Source organism: Burkholderia sp. AU28863 (assembly GCF_002223195.1).
Lineage (GTDB): Bacteria > Pseudomonadota > Gammaproteobacteria > Burkholderiales > Burkholderiaceae > Burkholderia > Burkholderia sola.
On record NZ_NKFE01000008.1, the window covers coordinates 79,176 to 101,236 of the forward strand.

19 protein-coding genes are annotated in these 22,061 nt (G+C 67.5%); 12 read left to right on the forward strand and 7 right to left on the reverse strand.

Annotated elements, in window-relative coordinates; translation table 11 throughout:
- Positions 1-42 precede the first annotated feature (42 nt).
- From CFB81_RS30195 to CFB81_RS30205, 3 genes are all read left to right on the forward strand, one after another.
- Positions 43-861 (forward strand): aspartyl/asparaginyl beta-hydroxylase domain-containing protein, encoded by an 819-nt coding sequence (locus tag CFB81_RS30195; protein WP_084044335.1) that lies wholly within the window; start codon positions 43-45, stop codon positions 859-861.
- A 409-nt stretch (positions 862-1,270) separates the two neighbouring features.
- Positions 1,271-1,990: a response regulator transcription factor gene (locus CFB81_RS30200; RefSeq protein WP_050016036.1), complete on the forward strand. Its 720-nt coding sequence runs from the start codon at positions 1,271-1,273 to the stop codon at positions 1,988-1,990.
- Positions 1,990-3,513: a HAMP domain-containing sensor histidine kinase gene (locus CFB81_RS30205; protein WP_089438128.1), complete on the forward strand. Its 1,524-nt coding sequence runs from the start codon at positions 1,990-1,992 to the stop codon at positions 3,511-3,513. The genes CFB81_RS30200 and CFB81_RS30205 overlap by 1 nt, the downstream gene beginning before the upstream one ends.
- Positions 3,514-3,529: 16 nt before the next feature.
- On the opposite strand, the gene CFB81_RS30210 is transcribed toward CFB81_RS30205, so the two are convergent.
- Complete coding sequence (locus tag CFB81_RS30210; protein ID WP_089437609.1) at positions 3,530-4,630, reverse strand: AraC family transcriptional regulator; 1,101 nt, start codon at positions 4,628-4,630, stop codon at positions 3,530-3,532.
- A gap of 309 nt (positions 4,631-4,939) precedes the next feature.
- Here CFB81_RS30210 and CFB81_RS30215 point away from each other — a divergent pair, with 309 nt between their 5' ends.
- The 6 genes from CFB81_RS30215 (at position 4,940) to CFB81_RS30240 (ending at position 13,783) form a co-directional block, all read left to right on the forward strand.
- Positions 4,940-6,574 carry an AMP-binding protein gene (locus tag CFB81_RS30215; protein ID WP_089437610.1) on the forward strand — a complete coding sequence of 545 codons (1,635 nt, stop codon included), beginning with the start codon at positions 4,940-4,942 and terminating at the stop codon, positions 6,572-6,574.
- Complete coding sequence (locus tag CFB81_RS30220) at positions 6,574-7,734, forward strand: AraC family transcriptional regulator (protein ID WP_069619529.1); 1,161 nt, start codon at positions 6,574-6,576, stop codon at positions 7,732-7,734. The genes CFB81_RS30215 and CFB81_RS30220 overlap by 1 nt, the downstream gene beginning before the upstream one ends.
- Positions 7,735-8,148: 414 nt before the next feature.
- Positions 8,149-9,939 carry an acyl-CoA dehydrogenase gene (locus CFB81_RS30225; protein WP_089437611.1) on the forward strand — a complete coding sequence of 597 codons (1,791 nt, stop codon included), beginning with the start codon at positions 8,149-8,151 and terminating at the stop codon, positions 9,937-9,939.
- Positions 9,940-10,019: 80 nt separating this feature from the next.
- Positions 10,020-11,648 (forward strand): electron transfer flavoprotein-ubiquinone oxidoreductase, encoded by a 1,629-nt coding sequence (locus CFB81_RS30230; RefSeq protein WP_373452667.1) that lies wholly within the window; start codon positions 10,020-10,022, stop codon positions 11,646-11,648.
- 48 nt (positions 11,649-11,696) lie between these two features.
- A complete protein-coding gene (gene bktB, locus CFB81_RS30235) occupies positions 11,697-12,890 on the forward strand; it encodes a beta-ketothiolase BktB (RefSeq protein ID WP_089437613.1) in 1,194 nt (397 codons plus the stop codon).
- A 38-nt stretch (positions 12,891-12,928) separates the two neighbouring features.
- On the forward strand, positions 12,929-13,783 hold the full coding sequence (locus tag CFB81_RS30240) for a 3-hydroxybutyryl-CoA dehydrogenase (protein WP_069619533.1): 855 nt from the start codon (positions 12,929-12,931) through the stop codon (positions 13,781-13,783).
- A 102-nt stretch (positions 13,784-13,885) separates the two neighbouring features.
- On the opposite strand, the gene CFB81_RS30245 is transcribed toward CFB81_RS30240, so the two are convergent.
- Both CFB81_RS30245 and deoC read right to left on the reverse strand, forming a co-directional pair.
- Complete coding sequence (locus tag CFB81_RS30245; RefSeq protein WP_089437614.1) at positions 13,886-14,749, reverse strand: DUF2071 domain-containing protein; 864 nt, start codon at positions 14,747-14,749, stop codon at positions 13,886-13,888.
- 162 nt (positions 14,750-14,911) lie between these two features.
- A complete protein-coding gene (gene deoC / locus CFB81_RS30250; protein ID WP_089437615.1) occupies positions 14,912-15,592 on the reverse strand; it encodes a deoxyribose-phosphate aldolase in 681 nt (226 codons plus the stop codon).
- 146 nt (positions 15,593-15,738) lie between these two features.
- Between deoC and deoR the strand changes: the two genes are divergently transcribed.
- A complete protein-coding gene (gene deoR, locus CFB81_RS30255) occupies positions 15,739-16,509 on the forward strand; it encodes a DNA-binding transcriptional repressor DeoR (RefSeq protein WP_089437616.1) in 771 nt (256 codons plus the stop codon).
- 19 nt (positions 16,510-16,528) lie between these two features.
- Here deoR and CFB81_RS30260 read toward each other — a convergent pair whose 3' ends face one another.
- From CFB81_RS30260 to rbsK, 3 genes are read right to left on the reverse strand one after another with little or no spacing between them, the layout of a single operon-like run.
- Positions 16,529-17,581, reverse strand: a complete 1,053-nt coding sequence (locus CFB81_RS30260) for an aldose 1-epimerase family protein (RefSeq protein ID WP_089437617.1) — start codon at positions 17,579-17,581, stop codon at positions 16,529-16,531.
- A 2-nt stretch (positions 17,582-17,583) separates the two neighbouring features.
- Positions 17,584-18,957 (reverse strand): L-fucose:H+ symporter permease, encoded by a 1,374-nt coding sequence (fucP, locus tag CFB81_RS30265; protein ID WP_069619536.1) that lies wholly within the window; start codon positions 18,955-18,957, stop codon positions 17,584-17,586.
- Between the two features lie 40 nt (positions 18,958-18,997).
- Positions 18,998-19,924, reverse strand: coding sequence for a ribokinase (rbsK, locus tag CFB81_RS30270; protein ID WP_089437618.1), 927 nt, complete (start codon positions 19,922-19,924; stop codon positions 18,998-19,000).
- 255 nt (positions 19,925-20,179) lie between these two features.
- On the opposite strand from rbsK, the gene CFB81_RS30275 reads away from it, so the two are divergent.
- Together CFB81_RS30275 and CFB81_RS30280 are read left to right on the forward strand one after the other, a co-directional pair.
- Positions 20,180-20,434: a type II toxin-antitoxin system Phd/YefM family antitoxin gene (locus CFB81_RS30275; protein ID WP_034175542.1), complete on the forward strand. Its 255-nt coding sequence runs from the start codon at positions 20,180-20,182 to the stop codon at positions 20,432-20,434.
- Positions 20,425-20,847, forward strand: coding sequence for a type II toxin-antitoxin system VapC family toxin (locus CFB81_RS30280; protein WP_069619539.1), 423 nt, complete (start codon positions 20,425-20,427; stop codon positions 20,845-20,847). Before CFB81_RS30275 ends, CFB81_RS30280 begins: the two co-directional genes overlap by 10 nt.
- Before the next feature lie 175 nt (positions 20,848-21,022).
- Here the strand turns inward: CFB81_RS30280 and CFB81_RS30285 are convergent, their stop codons facing one another.
- Entirely contained in the window at positions 21,023-21,625 is a 603-nt protein-coding gene (locus CFB81_RS30285) for a LysE family translocator (protein ID WP_089437619.1), read from the reverse strand.
- Between the last annotated feature and the right edge of the window lie 436 nt (positions 21,626-22,061).

The window sequence follows — 22,061 nt, forward strand, 5'->3', positions numbered from 1 at the left end:
CTTTTTCGTTTGTCACCCCCACGATAGCCAAGGAGAGCGACTTTGAAACAGGAGATGCGCAATGCGATTCACGACACGCTGGATGCGCTCGTGTCCCAGTACGGGATGGCGGAGCTCGAACGCGTGATCGAGTTCGTCGACATCAATACGGGGCGGGTTCCGTTGCCCGTGTTGCCGAAACATCAGCGGCCGTTGCTGTTCTATTTCCCGGGGCTCGACGGGAAGCCGTGGTACGAAGCGTCCGATTATCCGGAACTCGAGGCGTTCACGTCGACGCTCGAGGCGTCGGTCGACGTGCTGCGCGAGGAGTTTCTCGCGCAGGTGACCACGCCGATGCTGCTGCCGTACGAAGAGCAGGTGGCGGGACGGTTCGAGTCGATCCGGCGCAACGACTGGGGGTCGTTCTATTTCAGGCGCAAGGGCGAGCCCGAGGTCGAGGAGAATTGCCGCCGCTGCCCGCGCACCGCGGCGCTGATGCGGGAGGTGCAGGATTTCCTCAGCCCGAGCGGCGCGTTCATCTTTTCGGTGATCCAGGGCGGCACGCGGATTCCGCCGCATTCGGACACGACGAATCTCAAGCTGACCTGCCAGCTTCCGCTGATCGTGCCGCACGGCTCGCGACTGCGCGTCGGCGACGAGACCCGCGAGTGGCCGGATCGGCGCGCGATCATTTTCGACGATACGTTCGAGCATGAGAGCTGGAACGACAGCGACGAGCCGCGGGTTTGCCTGCTGGTCGATATCTGGCATCCAGGCATCACGCGGATCGAGCGGGACGCGCTCGAGCGGCTCGATGCGGCGATCAGCCAGCATCTCGGCCTGGATTTCCGGCCGCCCTGGGCCGAAGCGGCCGCGGCGTAACGCGGGGAAGGGCGGCCGGCGGTCGCCTTTCGATCATCGACCGCTAGCGGCTGGGTCAGGCTGGCATTCGGCGCCGCGCCCGTTTTTACACCGGCGCGCGCGCGGGTGCCGGCCGCGCGCCGCGCCGAGGGAAAGGGCGGCACCGGGCATCCCGCGCCCGGTTTTTTCGTGTCCGTTGGGTGGTCGCGCGTGGCGCGTGGGATCGAGTTTGAAGGGCCGGAGCGGGAAGCCTTGCGGATATTGGCTGACATCGCGAGCACGATCCAAACTTAAACGAAATGTGATCCCTCGCCGCCGCAAAATTTTGCACAATGACGGCAGCGCGGTTTTCCTCCGCGCTTCGACGCGGGCCGACCGCCCGCCGACCACCGTCATTGAGCCCCGCGCCGACGTGCCGCCGCCCACCGCCATGGACCAACCGAAACGCATCCTGATCGTCGAGGACGACGCCGACATCGCCGACGTGCTGAGCCTGCACCTGCGCGACGAGCGCTACGAGGTCGTGCACAGCGCGGACGGCGCCGAAGGACTGCGCCTGCTCGAACAGGGCAACTGGGACGCGCTGATCCTCGACCTGATGCTGCCGGGCGTCGACGGCCTTGAGATCTGCCGGCGCGCGCGGGCGATGACGCGCTATACGCCGATCATCATCACGAGCGCGCGGTCGAGCGAGGTGCACCGGATCCTCGGCCTCGAACTCGGCGCCGACGACTACCTCGCGAAGCCGTTCTCGGTGCTCGAACTCGTCGCGCGCGTGAAGGCGCTGCTGCGGCGCGTCGATGCGCTCGCGCGCGATTCGCGGATCGATGCGGGCACGCTCGACGTCGCGGGGCTCGCGATCGACCCGATCGCGCGCGAGGCGAGCGTCGACGGCGCACGCATCGACCTCACGCCGCGCGAATTCGACCTGCTGTATTTCTTCGCGCGCCATCCGGGCAAGGTGTTCTCGCGGATGGACCTGCTGAACGCCGTGTGGGGCTACCAGCACGAAGGCTACGAACACACGGTCAATACCCACATCAACCGTCTGCGCGCGAAGATCGAGGCCGATCCGGCCGAGCCCGTGCGGATCCTGACCGTGTGGGGACGCGGCTACAAGCTCGCCGCGCCGGGCCAGCGGGACGCATGATGAAGCTCACGCTCACCCGGCGGCTGTCGCTCGTGTTCTCGATCCTGCTGCTCGCGTGCTCGGGCGCGTCGGCGTGGCTGCAGATCCGCGCGAACGACATGCGCGAGAAGGAAGTCGTGCAGGCGCTGTCGCGCGACCTGGCCGCCAACATCGCCGGCAGCGCGCCGCTGATGGACGCGAACGGGCTGCGCCCCGACGCCGTGCGCACGCTGTTCGGACAGTTGATGGGCGTGAACCCGAGCGTCGAGGTGTACCTGCTCGACAACACGGGGCGCATCAAGGGCGACGATGCGCCGCCCGGCCACGTGAAGCGCGACCGCGTCGATCTCGCGCCGGTGCAGCGCTTCATCGCGGGCCAGCCGCTGCCGATCCTCGGCGACGATCCGCGCAGCCCGGACGCGCGCAAGGTGTTCAGCGCCGCGCCGCTGCAGCGCGCGGGGCAGCCGCCGTCGGGCTACATCTACGTGGTGCTGCTCGGCGAGGCGCATGACCGGCTCGCCGCGCGCGTCGACGCCGGCAACGTGCTGCGCACGACGCTGTGGTCGATGGCGATCGTCGCGCTGCTCGGCCTGCTCGCGGGCCTCGTCGCCTTCGGCTTCATCACGCGCCCGCTGCGCCGGCTGACGGCCGCGATGCGCGACTTCGACGCAAACGGTGCGCCCCGCGCGCCGGGTGGGTCCGACACGCCCGACACGCCGCCGCCGATGCTGCACTTGCCGCCGGGCCGCCGCGGCGACGATATCGCGGTGCTCGAATCCGCGTTCGCGCAGATGGCCGACCGGATCGGCGACCAGTGGCGCGCGCTGACGCGCCAGGACCAGCAGCGGCGCGAACTGATCACGAACATCTCGCACGACCTGCGCACGCCGCTCACGTCGCTGCACGGCTATCTGGAGACGCTGTCGCTGAAGGCCGACACGCTGCCCGAGCCCGAGCGGCGGCGCTACCTGTCGATTGCGCTCGCGCAGAGCGCGAAGGTCGGGCGGCTTGCGCAGGCGCTGTTCGAACTCGCGCGGCTCGAATCGGGCGGCGTGCAGGCCGAGCGCGAGCCGTTCTCGCTCGTCGATCTCGTGCAGGACGTGTTCCAGAAATTCGAGCTGGCCGCGCAATCGCGTGGGGTCGCGCTGCATGCGCGGATTCCGCCGCGCGTGCCGGTCGTGTCGGCCGACCTCGGGATGATCGAGCGCGTGCTGACCAACCTGCTCGACAACGCGCTGCGGCACACGCCTTCGCACGGCGAGGTCGAGATCGCGCTGGCGCCGCAGGGCGACCGCGTGATCGTGACCGTATCGGATACCGGGGAAGGGATTCCGGCGGCGCGGCGCGAAGGGCTGTTCCAGCGGCCGCAGCGGCCGATGAGCGGCGGCACGGCGACGAGCGGCGGGCTCGGCCTGTTGATCGTGCACCGGATGCTGGCGCTCAACGGCAGCGGCATCCGGCTCGTCGATCGGCCCGGGCGCGGCGCGGTGTTCGAGTTCGCGCTGGCAGTCGCGTCGCCGGCGGCGGGCGACGGCACGCGCTGACCGCGCCCGGCAGGCGCTACTTGCCGCGCTTGCGCCGCACGTCGCTCGGCGTCGTGCCGGTCCAGCGCTTGAATGCGTGGCGGAATCCCACTGCATCGCTGAAGCCGAGCGTCAGCGCGATGTCCTCGGTGCTGAGCGTGGTCGTGCCGAGATAGTCGATCGCGAGCGCCTTGCGCACGCTCGTCAGCAGTTCGCTGTACGACGTGCCTTCGGCTTCGAGCTTGCGGCGCAGCGTGCGCGACGTCATGCACAGGCTCTCGGCGATCGCGTCGATGTCCGGGAATTGTCCCGGCGTGCGGGTGAGCTCCTCGTAGACGCGTCGCGTGATGCCCGATCGGCTGCGCAATTCGTCGAGCAATTGCGCGCAGTGCGACGACATCTGCGCGGCGGTGATCGGATTCGCGAGCTGCGGCGCACGCGCGAGCCATGCCGCCGGATAGCTGAGCACGTGATGCGGCTGGTCGAACGCGATCGGGCATTCGAGCGCGTCGGCCAGCAACGCCCCGTGCGGCGGCCGCGGCTGCGCGAACTGCGCGCGCGCGGGCACGCACCATCCGCCCATCACGTCCTTGATGATCGTCACGTGCAGCGCGAACTGCATGTCGATCAGGAAACGGTACAGCGACTCGTCGAGATCGGGCAGCGCGACGTCGTGCCGGTCCGGAAACAGCCATGACGCGGTGTCACCCTGTTCGACCCAGCGGATCGGCAGCATGCCGTTCGCGAGCCGGTGATATTTGACGGCCGAATCGAACGCGCGCGCGAGCGATTCCGAGCACAGCATCGCGTAGCCGTACATCCCGTAGCTCGACGCACGCAGCAGGCGGCCGACGCGCGCGCCAAGGTCGGTGCCGTCGTACCGGCCGACCGCATTGCGTGCGGCCGTCAGGAACTGCAGCGGCGACGTGAGCGTGAACGGGTCCGCGACGTCGGCCGGCGCGAGGCCGGTGCCGGCGAGCACCGTCGCCGGGTCGAGGCCGGCTTGCGCGGCCACGTCGACGAGCACGGCCAGCTTGGCCGGCGTGAAGCGCTGCTCGCGCAACGCGTGGGCGGCCGCGGCATCCGGCAGCCGGATGGAGCGGGCGTCGGTCGGTTTGAAGAGCGCACTGCGCGGCATGACGGGATCCTGCGTCCGAATCGATATCGTTGACGGCACGCAATTCTGCTCGGGAACGGTCCCATTCGCCACCGGGTTCACCCTGATGCGCCGACGGAGCTGCCCGGGCGGTCAGGTGTTCGCCGTGTGATGTTGCGCAGCACGCGCTTCGCCTGTCCGTTTCGATCATGTTTCGGCCGCCCGGATCATTTGCAAAGCGCGTCGTGCGCGCGATAGTCGCCGATCAGGCGGCGGCCCGCGTCCTTCCGGCGTGCAGGCTGCCGTGCGCACGGCACGCAGGCTGGCGTGCCGTCCCCAGAGGAGTGAGACATGACGAACAGACACTGGCTCGGGTCGTATGGCCCGATCCCCGCCGAGATCGACGCCGATCGCCATCCTTCCGTCAGCGCGCTGCTGGACGACGCGATGCACCGCTTTGCCGACCGTCCGGCGTTCCATGCGTTCGGCCGCACGCTCGCCTATGCCGACGTCGAACGCCTGTCGAGCGCGCTGGCCGCGTATCTGCAGCAGGTCGTCGGCGTGCGCAAGGGCGACCGCGTGGCCGTGATGCTGCCCAACGTGCTCGCGTTTCCGGTCGTGTTCGTCGCCGTCGCGAAGATCGGGGCGGTCCAGGTCAACGTGAATCCGCACTACACCGCGCGCGAGCTCGAGCATCAGCTCAACGACGCGGGGGTCGAGGTGGCGATCGTCTGCGGCGGGTCGATGGGCACGTTCGCGGAGGTGATCGGCGGCACGCGCGTGCGCACCGTGCTGAGCGTGGGGCGCGACGATCTCGGCGTCGTCGATGCGCCGGCCGGCGCGTGCGACGCACTGCCGCCCGGTTCGACTGCGCTCGCGCAAGCCATCGCCGCCGGCGAATCGCTCGCGTGCGAGCCGGTTGCGCTGAGCGGCGCGGACCTGTTGCTGCTGCAGTACACGGGCGGCACGACCGGCCTGTCGAAGGGCGCGGCGCTGTCGCATCGCAACCTCGTCGCGAACGTCGCGCAGTTCGCGGCGATCGTGCCGGATGCGCGCCAGCCGGGCGAGGAGGTCGTCGTCACGGCGATCCCGCTGTATCACATCTTCGCGCTGACGGTGAACTTCCTGTCCTACTTCGCGATCGGCGCGCAGAACTGGCTCGTCGCGAACCCGCGCGACATGGACGGGTTCGTCGACGTGCTGAAGGCCGCGCGGCCGACGGTGTTCGTCGGCGTGAACACGCTGTACGCGGGGCTCGCCGGCCATCCGCGGCTGAAGGAAGTCGACTGGTCGCGGCTGAAGCTGTCGGCCGGCGGCGGCGCGGCGGTGATCGACGTGATCTCGTCGCGCTGGAAGGCGGTGACGGGCAATTTCATCCGCGAAGGCTACGGGCTGTCGGAAACGTCGCCGGTCGTGTCGTTCAACCCGCAGTCGATCGACCGGTTCACCGGCACCACGGGCGTGCCGCTGCCGTCGACCGACGTGAAGCTGCTCGACGACCAGGATCGCGAGGTGGCGATCGGCGACGCGGGCGAGATCTGCGTGAAGGGGCCGCAGGTGATGAGCGGCTACTGGCAGAAGCCGGACGCGAATGCGGCCGCGTTCACCGCGGACGGCTATTTCCGCACCGGCGACGTCGGCGTGTTCGACGCGGCCGGCTTCCTGCGGATTGTCGACCGCAAGAAGGACATGATCATCGTGTCCGGCTTCAACGTGTACCCGAACGAGGTGGAAGCGGTCGCGACCGCGCTGCCGGGCGTCGCCGAATGCGCGTGCATCGGCGTGCCGGACCCGCGCACGGGCGAGGCCGTCAAGCTGTTCGTGGTGCTCGCGCCGGACGCCGACGTGACGGAGGCGCAGCTCGTCGCGCATTGCCGCGCGAGCCTGGCCGCGTACAAGGTGCCGAAGCTCGTGCGCTTCGTCGACCGGCTGCCGAAGTCGACGGTCGGCAAGATCCTGCGCCGGGAACTCAGCCGCGCCGACTGATGACGGCGCCGCGCCGCGCGGCCCAGGCTGCGCGGCCCGGTGCGCGGAAAGCCCCGAAGGTGGCGCGCGGGCCGCTCAAGTACAATGCGGTCGGTTCGATCGACGGGGACGCGATGACCGGCTCAGATTCACTTTCCGCCCGGCCCGGGCGTGCGCTGCCGTCGCCGAGCGCGACGGTGCCGATCTCGCTCGTCAACGGCTTTCTCGCGAGCGCAGGCGTGCAGCGCGACGTGGTCGAGCGCTACCTGCGCGGCGCCGGCATTCCGATCGAGCTGCTCGGCGAGCCGCATGCGCGCGTGACGGAGGAGCAGTTCTCGACGCTGTATCGCACGCTCGCGATCGACCTCGACGACGAGATGCCCGGCATCTTCTCGCGCCCGTTGCGCGGCGGCACGCTGAAGTACCTGTGCCTGAGCCTGCTCGATGCGCGCAACCTCGAAACGGCGCTGCATCGTTTCGGGCAATTCTTCCATATCCTGCTCGACGACTTCTTCGTCGAATCGAAGCGCGACGAGCTCGTCGCGCAGGTGCTGCTGCGCCCGAACGACGCCATCGGGCCGATCGGCGCGCTCGGCCAGGAGTTGATGCTCAAGCTCGTGCACGGCGTGTGCTCCTGGCTGATCGGCCAGAAAATTCCGCTGCTGCAGATCGAGTTCGCGTGCCCGCGGCCGCGCCATGCGGTCGACCACCTGTACTTCTTCACCGGCGCCGTGCAGTTCGACCGCGAGCGCACGCTGATGCGCTTCAGTGCCGATTACCTCGACGCGCCGATCCGGCAGAGCAAGCGCAACCTGCGCAAGTTCCTCGCGCGCGCGCCCGGCGACTGGATCTTCGAATCGTTCAGCGAACAGCTCGTGTGCCATCGGGTACGGCAGTACCTGTCGGCGGCGCTGCCGGATCTGCCCGTGATCGATCAGGCGGCCGAGCACCTGCATTGCTCGGTGCGCACGCTGAGCCGCCATCTCGCCGCCGAAGGGACGACGTTCCAGGTGCTGAAGGACGAGCTGCGGCGCGATATCGCGATCCAGCGGCTGACCGATACGCCCGACACGATCGCGGCGATCGGCGCCGATATCGGCTTCGACGACCCGAGCGCGTTTCATCGCGCGTTCAGGCACTGGACGGGCAGCACGCCGGGGACGTATCGGCGCCGCGCGTGACGCCGGAGTGGGGCCGGGTATCGCGGGTTCGCCGGTTCGAGGATCGCATCCCATAACCGGCTCCTTTGCGGTGTTCACGGCCGGTTTTTCAGAGGACACTCCCATAACCGGCTCCCTTTGCCACGTCGAGCCGGGGAGCCGCGCGTGCGCCCGGTCGCTTTTTTGGCGCGCGTTGCCGCCATTGTCGAGACGGACGGACCGGGCGCCGACGCCCGCCCGACGGGCTTCACCGCCATGCGCAAGGGTCGCGGGCGGCGTGCACCGTGGCCGGTTTTGTCACCATGTGGGCCGGATATGACAATGGGAATCGGGATCCCCGGCGTTAGGATGGCCCATCGCGTCGCCCGGCACTGGCCGGTTTTGCCGTACCGGCCCCCGTGGCGCCCTATTCACCGCCTGAATGGAACATCGACCATGAGCTATAACGCCCCCGTCAAGGACATGCTGTTCGTGCTGAAGGAACTCGCGGGCATCGACGCCGTTGCGCAGTTGCCGGGCTTCGAGGATGCGGGTTACGACACGGCGCAGGCCGTGCTCGACGAATCCGCGAAATTCTGCGGCGAGGTGCTGGCGCCGCTGAACGTCGAAGGCGACCGCAACCCGAGCAGCTGGAAGGACGGCGTCGTGACCGCGACGCCGGGCTTCGGCGCAGCGTTCCGCCAGTTCGTCGAAGGCGGCTGGCAGGGGCTGCAGCATCCGGCCGAATACGACGGCCAAGGTCTGCCGAAGCTGATCGCGACGCCGTGCATCGAGATGCTGAACGCATCGAATCTGTCGTTCGCGCTGTGTCCGCTGCTGACCGACGGCGCGATCGAGGCGCTGCTGACGGCCGGCACCGACGCGCAGAAGCAGCGCTACGTGCCGAAGCTGATCTCGGGCGAGTGGACCGGCACGATGAACCTGACCGAGCCGCAAGCCGGTTCGGATCTCGCGCTGGTGCGCTCGCGCGCGGAGCCGCAGGGCGACGGCACGTACAAGGTGTTCGGCACGAAGATCTTCATCACGTGGGGCGAGCACGACATGGCGGACAACATCGTCCACCTGGTGCTGGCGCGCACGCCGAACGCACCGGAAGGCGTGAAGGGCATCTCGCTGTTCATCGTGCCGAAGTTCATGGTCAACGAAGACGGCTCGCTCGGCGCGCGCAACGACGTGCACTGCGTGTCGATCGAGCACAAGCTCGGGATCAAGGCGAGCCCGACCGCGGTGCTGCAATACGGCGATCACGGCGGCGCGATCGGTTACCTGGTCGGCGAAGAGAATCGCGGCCTCGAATACATGTTCATCATGATGAACGCGGCGCGCTTCGGCGTCGGGATGCAGGGGATCGGCGTGGCCGACCGCGCGTACCAGAAGGCCGCCGCATTCGCGAAGGAACGCGTGCAGAGCCGCCCGGTGGACGGCTCGGCGAAGCAGTCGGTGACGATCATCCATCACCCGGACGTGCGCCGGATGCTCGGCACGATGCGTGCGTTGACCGAAGGCGCGCGGGCGCTGGCCTACGTGGCCGCCGCGCACAGCGACATTGCCCACCGCCATGCGGACGACGCGACGCGCGCGCGTCATCAGGCCATCTACGAATATCTGGTGCCGGTCGTGAAGGGCTGGAGCACCGAGATGGTGAACGACGTGGCGAGCCTCGGCGTGCAGGTGCACGGCGGGATGGGCTTCATCGAGGAGACCGGCGCCGCGCAGTACTACCGCGACGCGCGGATTCTCGCGATCTACGAAGGCACGACCGCGATCCAGGCGAACGACCTCGTCGGCCGCAAGACGCTGCGCGACGGCGGCGCGGTCGCGAAGGCGCTGATCGCCGAGATCGGCGACACGGTCGCGGCGCTCGGCAAGCTCGACGGCGCGGCGGCCGCATCGATGAAGGCGCAACTGGAGAAGGGTGTGCGCGCGTTGTCGGCGGTGGTCGACTACGTGCTGGCGAACGCGAAGCAGGACCCGAACGCGGTGTTCGCGGGCAGCGTGCCGTACCTGAAGCTCGCGGGCGTCGTGCTGTGCGGATGGCAGATGGCGCGCGCGCTGCTGGCCGCGCACGCGAATCGCGCGAGCGACGTCGCGTTCTTCGATGCGAAGATCGCGATCGCCCAATGCTATGCGGAGCACGTGCTGGTGCAGGCGAGTGCGCTCGAAGCGTCGATCGTCGGCGCGAAGGGCAACGAGAGCGTGCTCGCGTTGACGGAAGACCAGTTCTGACCGCTGACGGTCGGGACGCAGCAGGAGACAGGATTTTGACCACACAGGACTTGCTCGCGCAATACGGCCCGCGCGAATCGATGGAATACGACGTCGTGATCGTCGGCGGCGGCCCCGCCGGGCTGTCGGCGGCGATCCGGCTCAAGCAGCTGGCCGCCGAGAAAGGCACCGAGATCGGCGTGTGCGTGCTCGAGAAGGGTTCCGAGATCGGCGCGCACATCCTGTCGGGCGCGGTGATGGACCCGCGCGCGATCACCGAGCTGTTTCCCGACTGGAAGGAGCGCGGCGCGCCGCTCGATGTCGAGGTGAGCGAAGACCGCTTCCTGTTCCTGTCCGAGAAGAGCGCGGTGACCACGCCGAACTGGGCGCTGCCGGACAACTTCAAGAATCACGGCAACTACGTGATTTCGCTGGGCAACGTGACCCGCTGGCTTGGCCAGCAGGCCGAGGCGCTCGGCGTGGAAATCTTCCCCGGCTTCCCCGCTGCGGAGATTCTCTACAACGACGACGGCTCCGTGAAAGGCGTCGCCACCGGCAACATGGGCGTGGGCAAGGACGGCGAGCCGACCGAGAACTTCCAGCTCGGCATGGAGCTGCACGCGAAGTACACGCTGTTCGCCGAAGGCTGCCGCGGCCATCTGGGGCGGCAACTGATCGCGAAGTACAAGCTCGACGCGAACGCCGATCCGCAGGCGTACGGGATCGGCATCAAGGAACTGTGGGAAATCGATCCCGCGAAGCACAAGCCGGGCCTGGTGATCCACACGGCCGGCTGGCCGCTGAAACCGGATACGTACGGCGGCTCGTTCCTGTATCACATGGACAACAACCAGGTCGTGGTCGGCTTCGTGGTGGGCCTGGGCTACACGAACCCGTACCTGTCGCCGTTCGAGGAATTCCAGCGCTACAAGACGCATCCGTCGATCCGCGCGTTCCTCGAAGGCGGCAAGCGCGTGTCGTACGGCGCGCGCGCGATCACGGCCGGCGGCCTGCTGTCGCTGCCGAAGACGGTGTTCCCGGGCGGCGCGCTGATCGGCGACGACGCGGGTTTCCTGAACGCATCGCGGATCAAGGGCAGCCATGCGGCGATCAAGACCGGCATGCTGGCGGCCGACGCCGCGTTCGACGCGGTGCAGGCCGGCCGCCAGTCGGACGAGCTGAACGCCTATCCGGACGCGTTCAAGCAATCGTGGCTGTACACGGAGCTGTACCGCGCGCGCAACTTCAAGCAGTGGATGGCCAAGGGCCTGTACCTGGGCACGCTGATGGTCGGGCTGGAGCAGAAGGTGATGGGCGGCAACGTGCCGTGGACGCTGCATCACCAGCACGCGGACCACGAGATGCTGAAGCCGGCGTCGCAGTGTGAGCCAATCGCGTATCCGAAGCCGGACGGCAAGCTGACGTTCGACCGGCTGTCGTCGGTGTTCATCTCGAACACGAACCATGAGGAGAACCAGCCGGTGCACCTGACGCTGAAGGACGCGAGCGTGCCGGTGAATGTGAACCTGCGGACCTACGCGGGACCGGAGGCGCGCTTCTGCCCGGCGGCGGTGTACGAGTTCGTGAAGAACGACGACGGCAGCGATCGCCTCGTGATCAACGCGCAGAACTGCGTGCACTGCAAGACCTGCGACATCAAGGACCCGACGCAGAACATCGTGTGGGTCACGCCCGAAGGCGGCGGCGGGCCGAATTACCCGAACATGTAACGCAACGTATCCCCGCGCCCGCGGGCGCGAACGAACCGGAGTGAGACGATGAGCAATGCAGCGAAGGAAGTCGTGGTGGTGAGCGGTGTCCGTACCGCGATCGGTGATTTCGGCGGCAGCCTGAAGGATTTCTCGCCGACCGACCTCGGCGCGAAGGTGGTCGCCGAAGTGCTGTTGCGCGCGAACGTGCCGGGCGATGCGATCGGGCACGTCGTGTTCGGCCACGTCGTGAACACCGAACCGAAGGACATGTACCTCGCGCGCGTCGCGGCGATCAACGGCGGCGTCGCGCAGCACACGCCGGCGCTGACCGTGAACCGCCTGTGCGGCTCCGGCCTGCAGGCGATCGTGTCGGCCGCGCAGACGATCATGCTCGGCGACGCCGACGTCGCGATCGGCGGCGGGTCGGAAAGCATGAGCCGTGCGCCGTACACCGTGCCGGCCGCGCGCTTCGGCCAGCGCATGGGTGACGCGAAGCTCGTCGACATGATGCTCGGCGCGCTGCACGACCCGTTCCAGACGATCCACATGGGCGTGACGGCCGAGAACGTCGCGAAGAAATACGACATCTCGCGTGACGCGCAGGATGCGCTGGCGCTCGAATCGCATCGCCGCGCGGCGCGCGCGATCGCCGAAGGGCGCTTCAAGGACCAGATCCTGCCGATCTCGATCCGCACGAAGAAGGGCGAGGTCGCGTTCGACACCGACGAGCATGTGCGGCACGACGCGAGCGCGGACGATTTCACGAAGCTCAAGCCCGTGTTCGCGAAGGAGAACGGCACCGTGACGGCCGGCAACGCATCGGGCATCAACGATGCCGCTGCCGCCGTGCTGATGATGAGCGCGGACGCCGCACGCGCGCAGGGCGTGAAGCCGCTCGCGCGCCTCGTCGCGTATGCGCATGCGGGCGTCGATCCGGCGTACATGGGCATCGGCCCGGTGCCGGCCACGCAGAAGGCGCTCGAACGCGCCGGCCTGAAGATCGCCGATCTCGACGTGATCGAAGCGAACGAGGCGTTCGCCGCGCAGGCGTGCGCGGTCACGCAAGAGCTCGGCCTCGATCCCGCGAAGGTCAACCCGAACGGCTCGGGCATCTCGCTCGGTCACCCGATCGGCGCGACCGGCGCGCTGATCACGGTGAAGGCGCTGTACGAGCTGAAGCGCATCGGCGGGCGTTACGCGCTCGTCACGATGTGTATCGGCGGCGGCCAGGGGATTGCCGCAATCTTCGAGAACATCTGATAATCGACCGCTCAGCATCCGAATACACAGGAATCGTCATGGCCATCGAAACCGTCGGCGTCGTGGGCGCCGGAACCATGGGTAACGGCATTGCGCAAACCGCTGCCGTCGCCGGACTGAACGTCGTGATGATCGACGTCAGCGACGCCGCGCTCGACAAGGGCCTCGCGACGCTGAAGGGCAGCCTCGAGCGGCTCGTGTCGAAGGACAAGCTCGCGGCCGACGCACGCGATGCGGCGCTCGCGCGCATCACGACGTCGACCGACTACGCGACGCTCGCCTCGGTCGACATCGTGATCGAGGCCGCGACCGAGAACGTCGAGCTGAAGGGCCGCATCCTGAAGCAGATCGAGGCCGTCGCGCGCCCGGACGCGATCATCGCAACCAACACGTCGTCGATCTCGATCACCGCGCTTGCGGCGCCGCTCGCCGATCCGTCGCGTTTTCTCGGCATGCACTTCTTCAACCCGGTGCCGCTGATGCCGCTCGTCGAGATCATCCGCGGGCTGCAGACGAGCGACGCGACCGCGTCGGCCGTGCGCGCGCTGACCGAGCGTTTCGACAAGTCGCCGATCGGCGTGCGCAATTCGCCGGGGTTCGTCGTGAACCGGATCCTGGTGCCGATGATCAACGAGGCGTTCTTCGTGCTGGCCGAAGGGATCGCGTCGGCCGAGGAAATCGACGCGGGAATGAAGCTCGGCGCGAACCACCCGATCGGGCCGCTCGCGCTGGCCGACCTCGTGGGCCTCGACGTGTGCCTCGCGGTGATGGACGTGTTCCTGAAGGACTTCGGCGATCCGAAGTATCGCGCGTGTCCGCTGCTGCGCGAGATGGTGTCGGCGGGCAGGCTCGGGCGCAAGACCGGGCGTGGGGTGTACGACTACAGCAAGTAAGCGGCACTTCACCCCACTTCGCGCGGCCGCCTTCGGGCGGCCGCGTGCTTTGTATGGCGCTCCGGCCGCCGCGATTTAGGCGCGGACCGCCCGAGCAGCGCGTTACAACAGCCGCTCGGACAGCACGCGGAACGCGACGTCGGGCACGACGAAGCACAGCGGTTCGCCGATCGCGCCGATGCGGGCAAGGAAGTCGCCGCCGGCGGGCCCGACCGTTTTCAGCGGTTGCACCGCGTCGACGTCGATCGGCAGGTCGATCGACGCATACGCGAGGCGGTCGCAGTCCTCGACATGGGCGACGGCCGCGTGCTGCAGCGACAGCGCTGCGACGGCCGCGCGCCAGTCGTCGAAGAACGGGGCGAATGCATCGGGCAACGTCCGGTCGTGCGACGCTTCGGCCGTGCAGCGGAAGTCGGGCGCGCTGCCGCCGCTGCCTGCCAGCCGCGTGTCGTAGCGTCCGTCGCGTGCCTCATGCGTGAAGGGCCGCGCGAGATGCGACGGTAGCGCATCGCTGAACAGCCGGCTGCCGAGCGCATAGAGCGGGTGATCGAACACGTTCTTCACGAACAGCACGGTGCGCTCGGCCGGCGCGCCGTTCGGCAGCGCGTCGACGTAGAGCCGCCAGTTGCTCTGCAGCGGCGACGGAAATACGCGCCGCAGCGGGCCGGCGACACGCGGGCCGAAATGCCGATGCCGGTAGGTGAGCGTCGTGAACAGCGTGCGGCCGCCGCGGCTCGCGAGCGTGACGCCGCGCGGCACGAGGTGCGCGACGGCCGCGACATCGACGACCCACGTGCAATACACGACATGCTCGACGTCGCTCGCGAGCTGCAGGAACGGCAGCCGCGACAGCAGCGCGCGGCGGGCGCGCAGCAGCGGGCCGCTCGCGACGATCCGGTTGGCGAGCCGGCCGGCGAGGCCGGGGGACGGGTAGACGAAGGCGTTGTCGTGGCGCATGGGCGGCATTGTGCCGAGGTTGTCGCATGCGGGGAAGCCGTCGGGCACGTGTCTTGGGCCGAGCGCGCGCCTGTCCGCCGGGGCGATGCCGCACGGTGCTGCTCGCGCGATACATTGCCACGGCCGGTCCTGATGCATGATGCATGCACGCGAAGGCCGGCCATTCGCGTGTCAATACCCCGAACCGCCGCCGCCTAGATCGCTGACGATCGCCACCCCCGAACTCGTCCCGAGCCGCGTCGCGCCGGCTTCGAGCATCGCGAGCGCGGCCGCGCGGTCGCGCACGCCGCCCGACGCCTTCACGCCGAGCGTCGGCCCGACCGTGCGGCGCATCAGCGCGACGTCGGAGAGTGTCGCGCCGCCGTGGCCGAACCCGGTCGACGTCTTCACGAACGCGACGCCGAGATCGCGGCACATCTCGCACACGCGCACCTTCTCGTCGTCGGTCAGCAACCCCGTTTCGAGGATCACCTTGAGCGGCACCGTGCCGCACGCGCGATGCACGGCGTCGATGTCGGCCTTCACGTCGTCGGCGCGGCCGCTTTTCAGCGCGCCGATGTTGATCACCATGTCGATCTCGCCGGCGCCCGCCGCGATCGCGGCGGTGGCCTCGAACGCCTTCGCGGCGGACAGCCCCGCGCCGAGCGGAAAGCCGACCACGGCGCAGACGAGCACGCCGGTATCGGCCAACTCGCGCGCGGCGAGCGGCACGTTCGCCGAATTCACGCAGACCGAGTAAAAGCGATGCTCGGCCGCCTGGCGGCAGAGTTCGCGGATCTGCGCGTCGCTCGCGTCGGGCGCGAGCAGCGTGTGATCGATGGTTTGGGCGAGTTGGGCGTTGGAAAGCGGCATGTGTCAGGACTCCACGGATCGTGTGCGGAAAGGGCACACGGAAAGTTGATGTTTTCACATCGGTTTGTTACAAATACGACATTCCGGCCGGGCCCGCGCGCCCGGCACGACGAGCGACTCACGCGGCGGGCACGCAGGATACAGGCATGGAAACAAAGAAGGGCGAACGGATCAAGACATTGATGAACGTGCTGCAAGGGCAGAACGCGATTCATCTGAGGGAAGTCGCCGAGCTGTTCGGCGTGTCCGAAATGACGATCCGCCGCGATCTCGCGGACAACCCGCACGGCCTCAGCCTGATCGGCGGCTACGTGACGCGCCATTTCGCCGCGCAGCGCAGCGACATCGGCGAGTACCTGATCAGCGCCGAGAACAACCGGCAGACCGAGGAAAAGCGCCGCATCGGCAAGCTGGCCGCGCAGTTCGTGACGACCGGCGACACGATCTTCGTCGACTGCGGGTCGACCACGCCGTTCATCGTCGATTTCATTCCGGACGACCTCGAGTTCACGGCGGTCTGCAATTCGCTGAACGTGTTCGCGAAGCTGCAGCAGAAGCCGCATTGCAACGTGATCCTGTGCGGCGGCGCGTATCACCGGCAGAACATGGTGTTCGAATCGGTCGCCGAAACGGGCATTCTCGATTCGGTGCGCGTGTCGAAGGCGTTCATCTCGGCGGCCGGCGTGAGCGAGCGCTGCGGCGTCACGTGCTTCAACTTCCACGAAGTCGATGCGAAGAAGAAGGTGATGGCGCGCGCGCAGAACCGCTTCCTGCTGGTCGACCACACGAAGTTCGACGAAGTGCGCGCGGCCTATTTCGCCGAACTGACCGATTTCAACTACGTGATCTCCGACGGGCAACTGAGCCACCGCTACGAAACGGCGATCCGCGAGCACGGAATCGCGCTCGTGACCTGACGCGGCGCCGTGCATCGGGTCACACATCGCGCGCTTCCGCCGCGCTGAGGTAGCCGGTAAGCACCTCGAAGCGGCGCGATGCGCCGGGCGCCAGCGCCGCGACGTGGCCCTTGCGGCGCTCAGCTTCGTAACCCTCCGGCTCGCAGGTCGACGGCAGCGCGAACGCGGCCACCTGCTGATCGGCGTTGTGCAGGATCCAGCGCGTCGCATGCGGAAATTGCGCGGGCCGGTATGCGGTGTGGAACGCGCCGCCGTCCGGATGCGCGAGCCGGAAATGCGCGACACCGTCGGCGTCCGTTGCCACGTCGTTCATGAAGAACACGATCTCCGGGTCGTACAGCGCGGGCGCATCGAGTGTCGCGAGCCGCACCGGATCGCGCGCCAGCGTGGCCGTGTAGTCGCGCCACGCGGCGGTCGGCTTCACGTGCGCGGGCACGCTGTCGCGCAGCCGCATGCCGCCACGCGGCAGCGACTGCACGAAGCGGCCGCCCGGCACGTATGCGTAGTTCAGGTGCGCCATGTACATCAGGTCCATCGGCGCGCCGCCGAGGTTCGTCACATCCATCGCGATCGTCATCCGCGCGTCGTGTTCGGCCAGCCGCACCGACGGACGCGCGACGTAGTGGCTGCCGAAGCCCTGCACGTATTCGTATTCGCCGGTCACTTCGACCGTCGCGCCGCGCGCATCCGTGCCGACGACGAGGCTCGCGCGGTCCATCGGCGCGCACGGCATCTCGCCGTGCAGCGCGTGCGTGTCGTCCGGCCCCGGGCAGCCGTTGCGCAGCAGCCCGCTATGGAACATGAAGCAGCCGTAGGTATCGATGATCGACACCGCGCGCTTCGGCTGCCGGAACATGTGCTTCATCGTCAGGTCGCGGCCGTCGAATTCGGCGGCCCAGATCATCTGGCCGAGATATGGCAGCACGACCAGATGACCGCGTCGGTTCTCGAGCTTCAGCGCCTCGACGCCGGACGGATACGCGAACGCGGTGACGGTGAGGCCGTCGGTACGGTACAGCGTGCGCGGCGCTTCGCGGAAGTCGTCGCGCCGCAATTCGATCTCGCCGCGCATGGTCAGGCACCCGACGTGTTGCGCGTCGCGGCGTAGCGTGCGGACGCATGGTCGCCGGCCGCCGCGTCGGGCGTCGCCGCCGGCAGGTGGCGCAGGCAGTAGAAGCCGTAGTACACGATCACGACGAAGCACAGCAGCGGCACGACGAACGCAAGCTGCATGTTGCCGCCGGTGTGATCGGAGATCAGCCCCTGGATCAGCGGCACGACCGCGCCGCCGACGATGCTCATCACGAGGATCGAGCCGCCGTATTCGGTGTCCTTGCCGAGGCCGTCGATCGTCAGCCCGTAGATCGTCGGCCAGCACGGGCCGAGGAAGATGCTCACGCACACGGCCGCATAGACTGCCGTGATGTTGTGCACGCTGATCGTGTACGCGAGCAGCGCGATGCACAGGATGCCGTAGACGATCAGCACCTTGGCCGGCCCGACGCGCTTCATCACGAGCGTCGCGACCAGCTTGCCGACGAAGAATGCGAAGAACGTCGCGAGCAGGTAGCGCGATGCGCCGCGCTCGGTGAGGCCGCCGATCTGCATCGCGAGCCGGATCGTGAAGCTCCACACGCCGACCTGCGCGCCCACATACAGGAATTGCGCGACGATGCCCGCGACGAAGCGCCGGTTGCCGAACAGTCTTGCGAGCGTGCCGCGCGCGTCGATCCGGTGCGTGACCGCGCTCGCGCCGTTGCCCTTGCAGGCCGGGTACGGCGTGAGCGCGAATACGATGAAGACGGCGACGAGCACGACGATCAGCCACTTGTACGGTTCGAGCGTGGCCTGGATCATCGCGAGCTGGTGCGTGTGCGCATCGGCGGCCGACATCGCCGCGAGCTGCGCATGCGACGCGTCGCCTTCCTTGAAGATCAGGAAGCTGCCCATGTAGACGCCGGCCATCGCGCCGAACGGATAGAACGTCTGCGAGATGTTCAGCCGCCGCGTGCTGGTGTCGCGCGGGCCCATCAGCGTCGAATACGAGTTCGACGCCGTTTCGAGAAACGACAGGCCCGCGGCGATCACGAACAGCGCGACGAGGAACATCCCGTACTTCGCCATCGACGCGGCCGGGAAGAACAGCAGGCAGCCGGTCGTGTAGAGCAGCAGGCCGACGAGGATCGTCGTCTTGTAGCTGAACTTCTTCACGACGGTCGCGGCCGGAATCGCGAGGAAGAAGTAGCCGAGATAGAACGCGGACTGCACGAACGCCGATTCGAAATCGGACAGGAAGAACGATTTCTTGAACTGCGCGATCAACACGTCGTTCAGGTTCGCGGCGGTGCCCCACAGCGCGAACAGGCAGCACAGCAACGTGAACGCGAAGAGCGGCGTGCGATTCAGGTAATAGCCGTCGGGTGTGTGTTCGATCGGGGTCCGGCTCATGGGTGTCTCCTTCCCAATGTCTCGTCGATGAAGGCGCCGATCAGAAGCCGGCGTCGCGGAGAAAGCGTTCGAACGTCGCGGCGTCGGCATACGATTTCTGCGTGCCGAGGCCCGTGACCGAATGCGCGGCGTACGCGGACGCGTAGCGCATCGCATCGATGGCGTCGCGCGACGCCGCATAGCAGCGCGCGAAGCAGCCGATATACGCGTCGCCGGCGCCCGTCGTGTCGCGCGCGTCGACGGGCACGCCCGGCACGTGGTGCGCGCCGTGACGCGACACGAGCAGCGAACCGTTGCTGCCGAGCGTGACGAGCACGTGCTTGAGCCCGCGTGCGACCAGCGCTTCGGCGGCGCGGGCGGCGCGCTCGTGCGAATCGACCGGCATGCCCGACACGATCGCGAGCTCGGTTTCGTTCGGCACGAAGAATTCGACGGAACGGATGCGTTCGAAATCGAGGTCGGCCACGGCGGGGGCCGGGTTCAGCAACACGGGAATGCCGTGCCGCGCGCCGAATTCGATTGCGTGATAGACGGTGTCGAGCTCGATTTCGAGCTGCAGCACGATCAGCGCGCATTCGGCGAGCATCGGCGCGGCCGCGTCGATGTCGGCCGGCCGCAGATGGCGGTTCGCACCCTTGACGATCAGGATGCTGTTGCTCGAATCGGGCTCGACGAAGATCGGCGCGACGCCGCTCGGCACGCCGGGGACCTTGCGCACGTGCGTGGTATCGATGCCTTCGCGCTCGAAGTTGCGGATCGTGTTGTCGGCGAACACGTCGTCGCCGACCTTGGTGACCATCACGACGCGCGCGCCGAGACGTGCGGCCGCGACGGCCTGGTTCGCGCCCTTGCCGCCGCAGCCGAGCTCGAAGTTCGGCGCCTCGAGCGTTTCGCCCCGGGCGGGCATGCGCGCGACGTAGGTCACGAGGTCGACCATGTTGCTGCCGATGACGGCGATTGTCTCCATCTGTGTCTCTTCCTTGGTATGGGGGCGGCCGTGTGCGTGGGCGGCGGCGGGCCGCGACAGGCGATAATAAAATCACATTGAATGTGAAAATGCAATCTTATGATGTTAGTGGGGTCACTTTCTTGGCCGCCGGAAAGGCAGAGGCGCCGGTATGTCGACCTTCCGATCGGGGATGAAGGCGTTGTTCAGGCCGGTCGTCGGATTGTGATGCGAAAAATACGTATAATACGTATTCATTGCTTCGCGGAGGCGACCATGCCCACTATCACCGCCACCGAACTGGCGCGTCACACCCGCCAAATCCTCGATCAGGTCGCCCAGCGCCGCGAGACCGTCGTGGTCGAGCGCAACCAGACCGTGATCGCGCGCCTGGTGCCCGCCGACCCTGTCATGAACGCCGCGCAGGCGCTCGAGGGCCTGCCGCAGAATCTCGGCGCGGACGGCGCGGCCCGCTGGTTGCGCGACAGCCGCGCCGGCTTCGACGACGGAGTGCGCGACCCGTGGGCGTGATCATCGACAGCTGCGTATGGGTCGGTCTCGCCGGCGGCACCGTCGACGCGCGCGCCGTGATCGACACCGCCGGCGACGCACCGGTGTTCATCTCGACGATCTCGCTGGGCGAACTGGCGTTCGGCGTGCAGTCGTGCGCCGACGCCGCCGAGCGCGCGCGGCGGGGGGCCCATCTGCGTCAGCTCGAGCTGCGCCCCGTGCTCGATGTCACACGCCACACCGCCGCCGCGTTCGGCGTGCTGGCCGCCGCGGTCAAGCAGGCCGGCCGCTCGCCGCGCCCGCGCTGCAACGATCTGTGGATCGCGGCGCAGGCGATCGAGCACGGCTACGCACTGATGACGCTGAACGTGGCGGATTTCGCGGACCTGCCGGGATTGAACGTGCGGGTGCCGACCACTGCCGACGGGAATTGAACGGCTCTCAAACAACGCACGGCCGCGACGGCCGGCGCTACAACGGTATCGCGAAAGAGTCGACACAGGTCTTCGCAACGCGGTGGATAGTGACAACCTTAATACGCAGCAAGCAAGCGCCTGAATAACTCGCTTCCGGAGCGAAATGCGTTTTCGCCGAGAAGCGCCGCGTCGGTCAGCGGTTCACGACCGAGTACACGAGTGTGCCGGAGAACATCAACAGCACGAGCGATGCGCCGCGCAGCAGCGTCGACGTGCGGGCGGCCCACGCGCGTTGCGAAGTGAGGAGCCCGCCGAGGGACGACCAGCCCACACCGATCGGCGCGAGCACGACCAGAAATACGACGAGCGCCCACGCGAAATAGTGCGCCGACCTGAACGCCTCCAACGGAAACAGCGTGCTCGAGAACAGCAGCGCCTTCGGGTTCATCATCGTCGCGACGAACACGTCGCGAAAGCGCACCGGCGCGACCGACACGTCCTGCAGCACGCGGCTATGCGTCCACATCCGGAGCGCGAGGAAAAAGATATAGACGGAACTCGCGAGCTTGACCACGTCGTAAAGCCAGGGCCGGCCTGCAGCGAACGCGGACAGGAAGAATCCCCATACGGCAATCGCGATCGCATAGCCGAGCGCCTCGGCGACGACCAGCGGCCACGTGCCGCGCAGGCCGACCTTCAGCCCGGACGACAGCAGCAGCGTATTGGTCGGCCCTGGCACGATCAGCACCAGCGAGACGTACATCGACATCTTCAGCAACGCTTCCTGGATGGGCACGCGGCCTCCTCGATTCGTCAGTGTCGCGGTTCGCGGCAGGCCGAAGCCGGCGCACCGCTGAAATGGCGGTTGACCTTCATGCACAGATCGTTCGATCTGCGCGTTCCGTGAACTTGCCCGTCTTCGCCGCATGGCCTTCGTTCTGCTCGGGCACATCATGACGAATTTCTCTGCCGACGAGTCGGATTATTTTTGGGTCGAGATCACGATCGTCGAAATGTGAAACGGTCGGCGGATTTGCATTTGAAGTGGTGAATTCTTTGTTTCTTTCATGTTAATTCCGTCAGTCATTCCATATATTTTTGGCGAAATGATTCTCGAATCATGCGTTCCAAATGAAAAAATGAATTTCGTTGTTTCGAAAAAATCGAATCGACTGTTGTGAGGTAATTAATCGATATTTTCCGGTATTTAGAATTTCTCTGAACAACCGGCG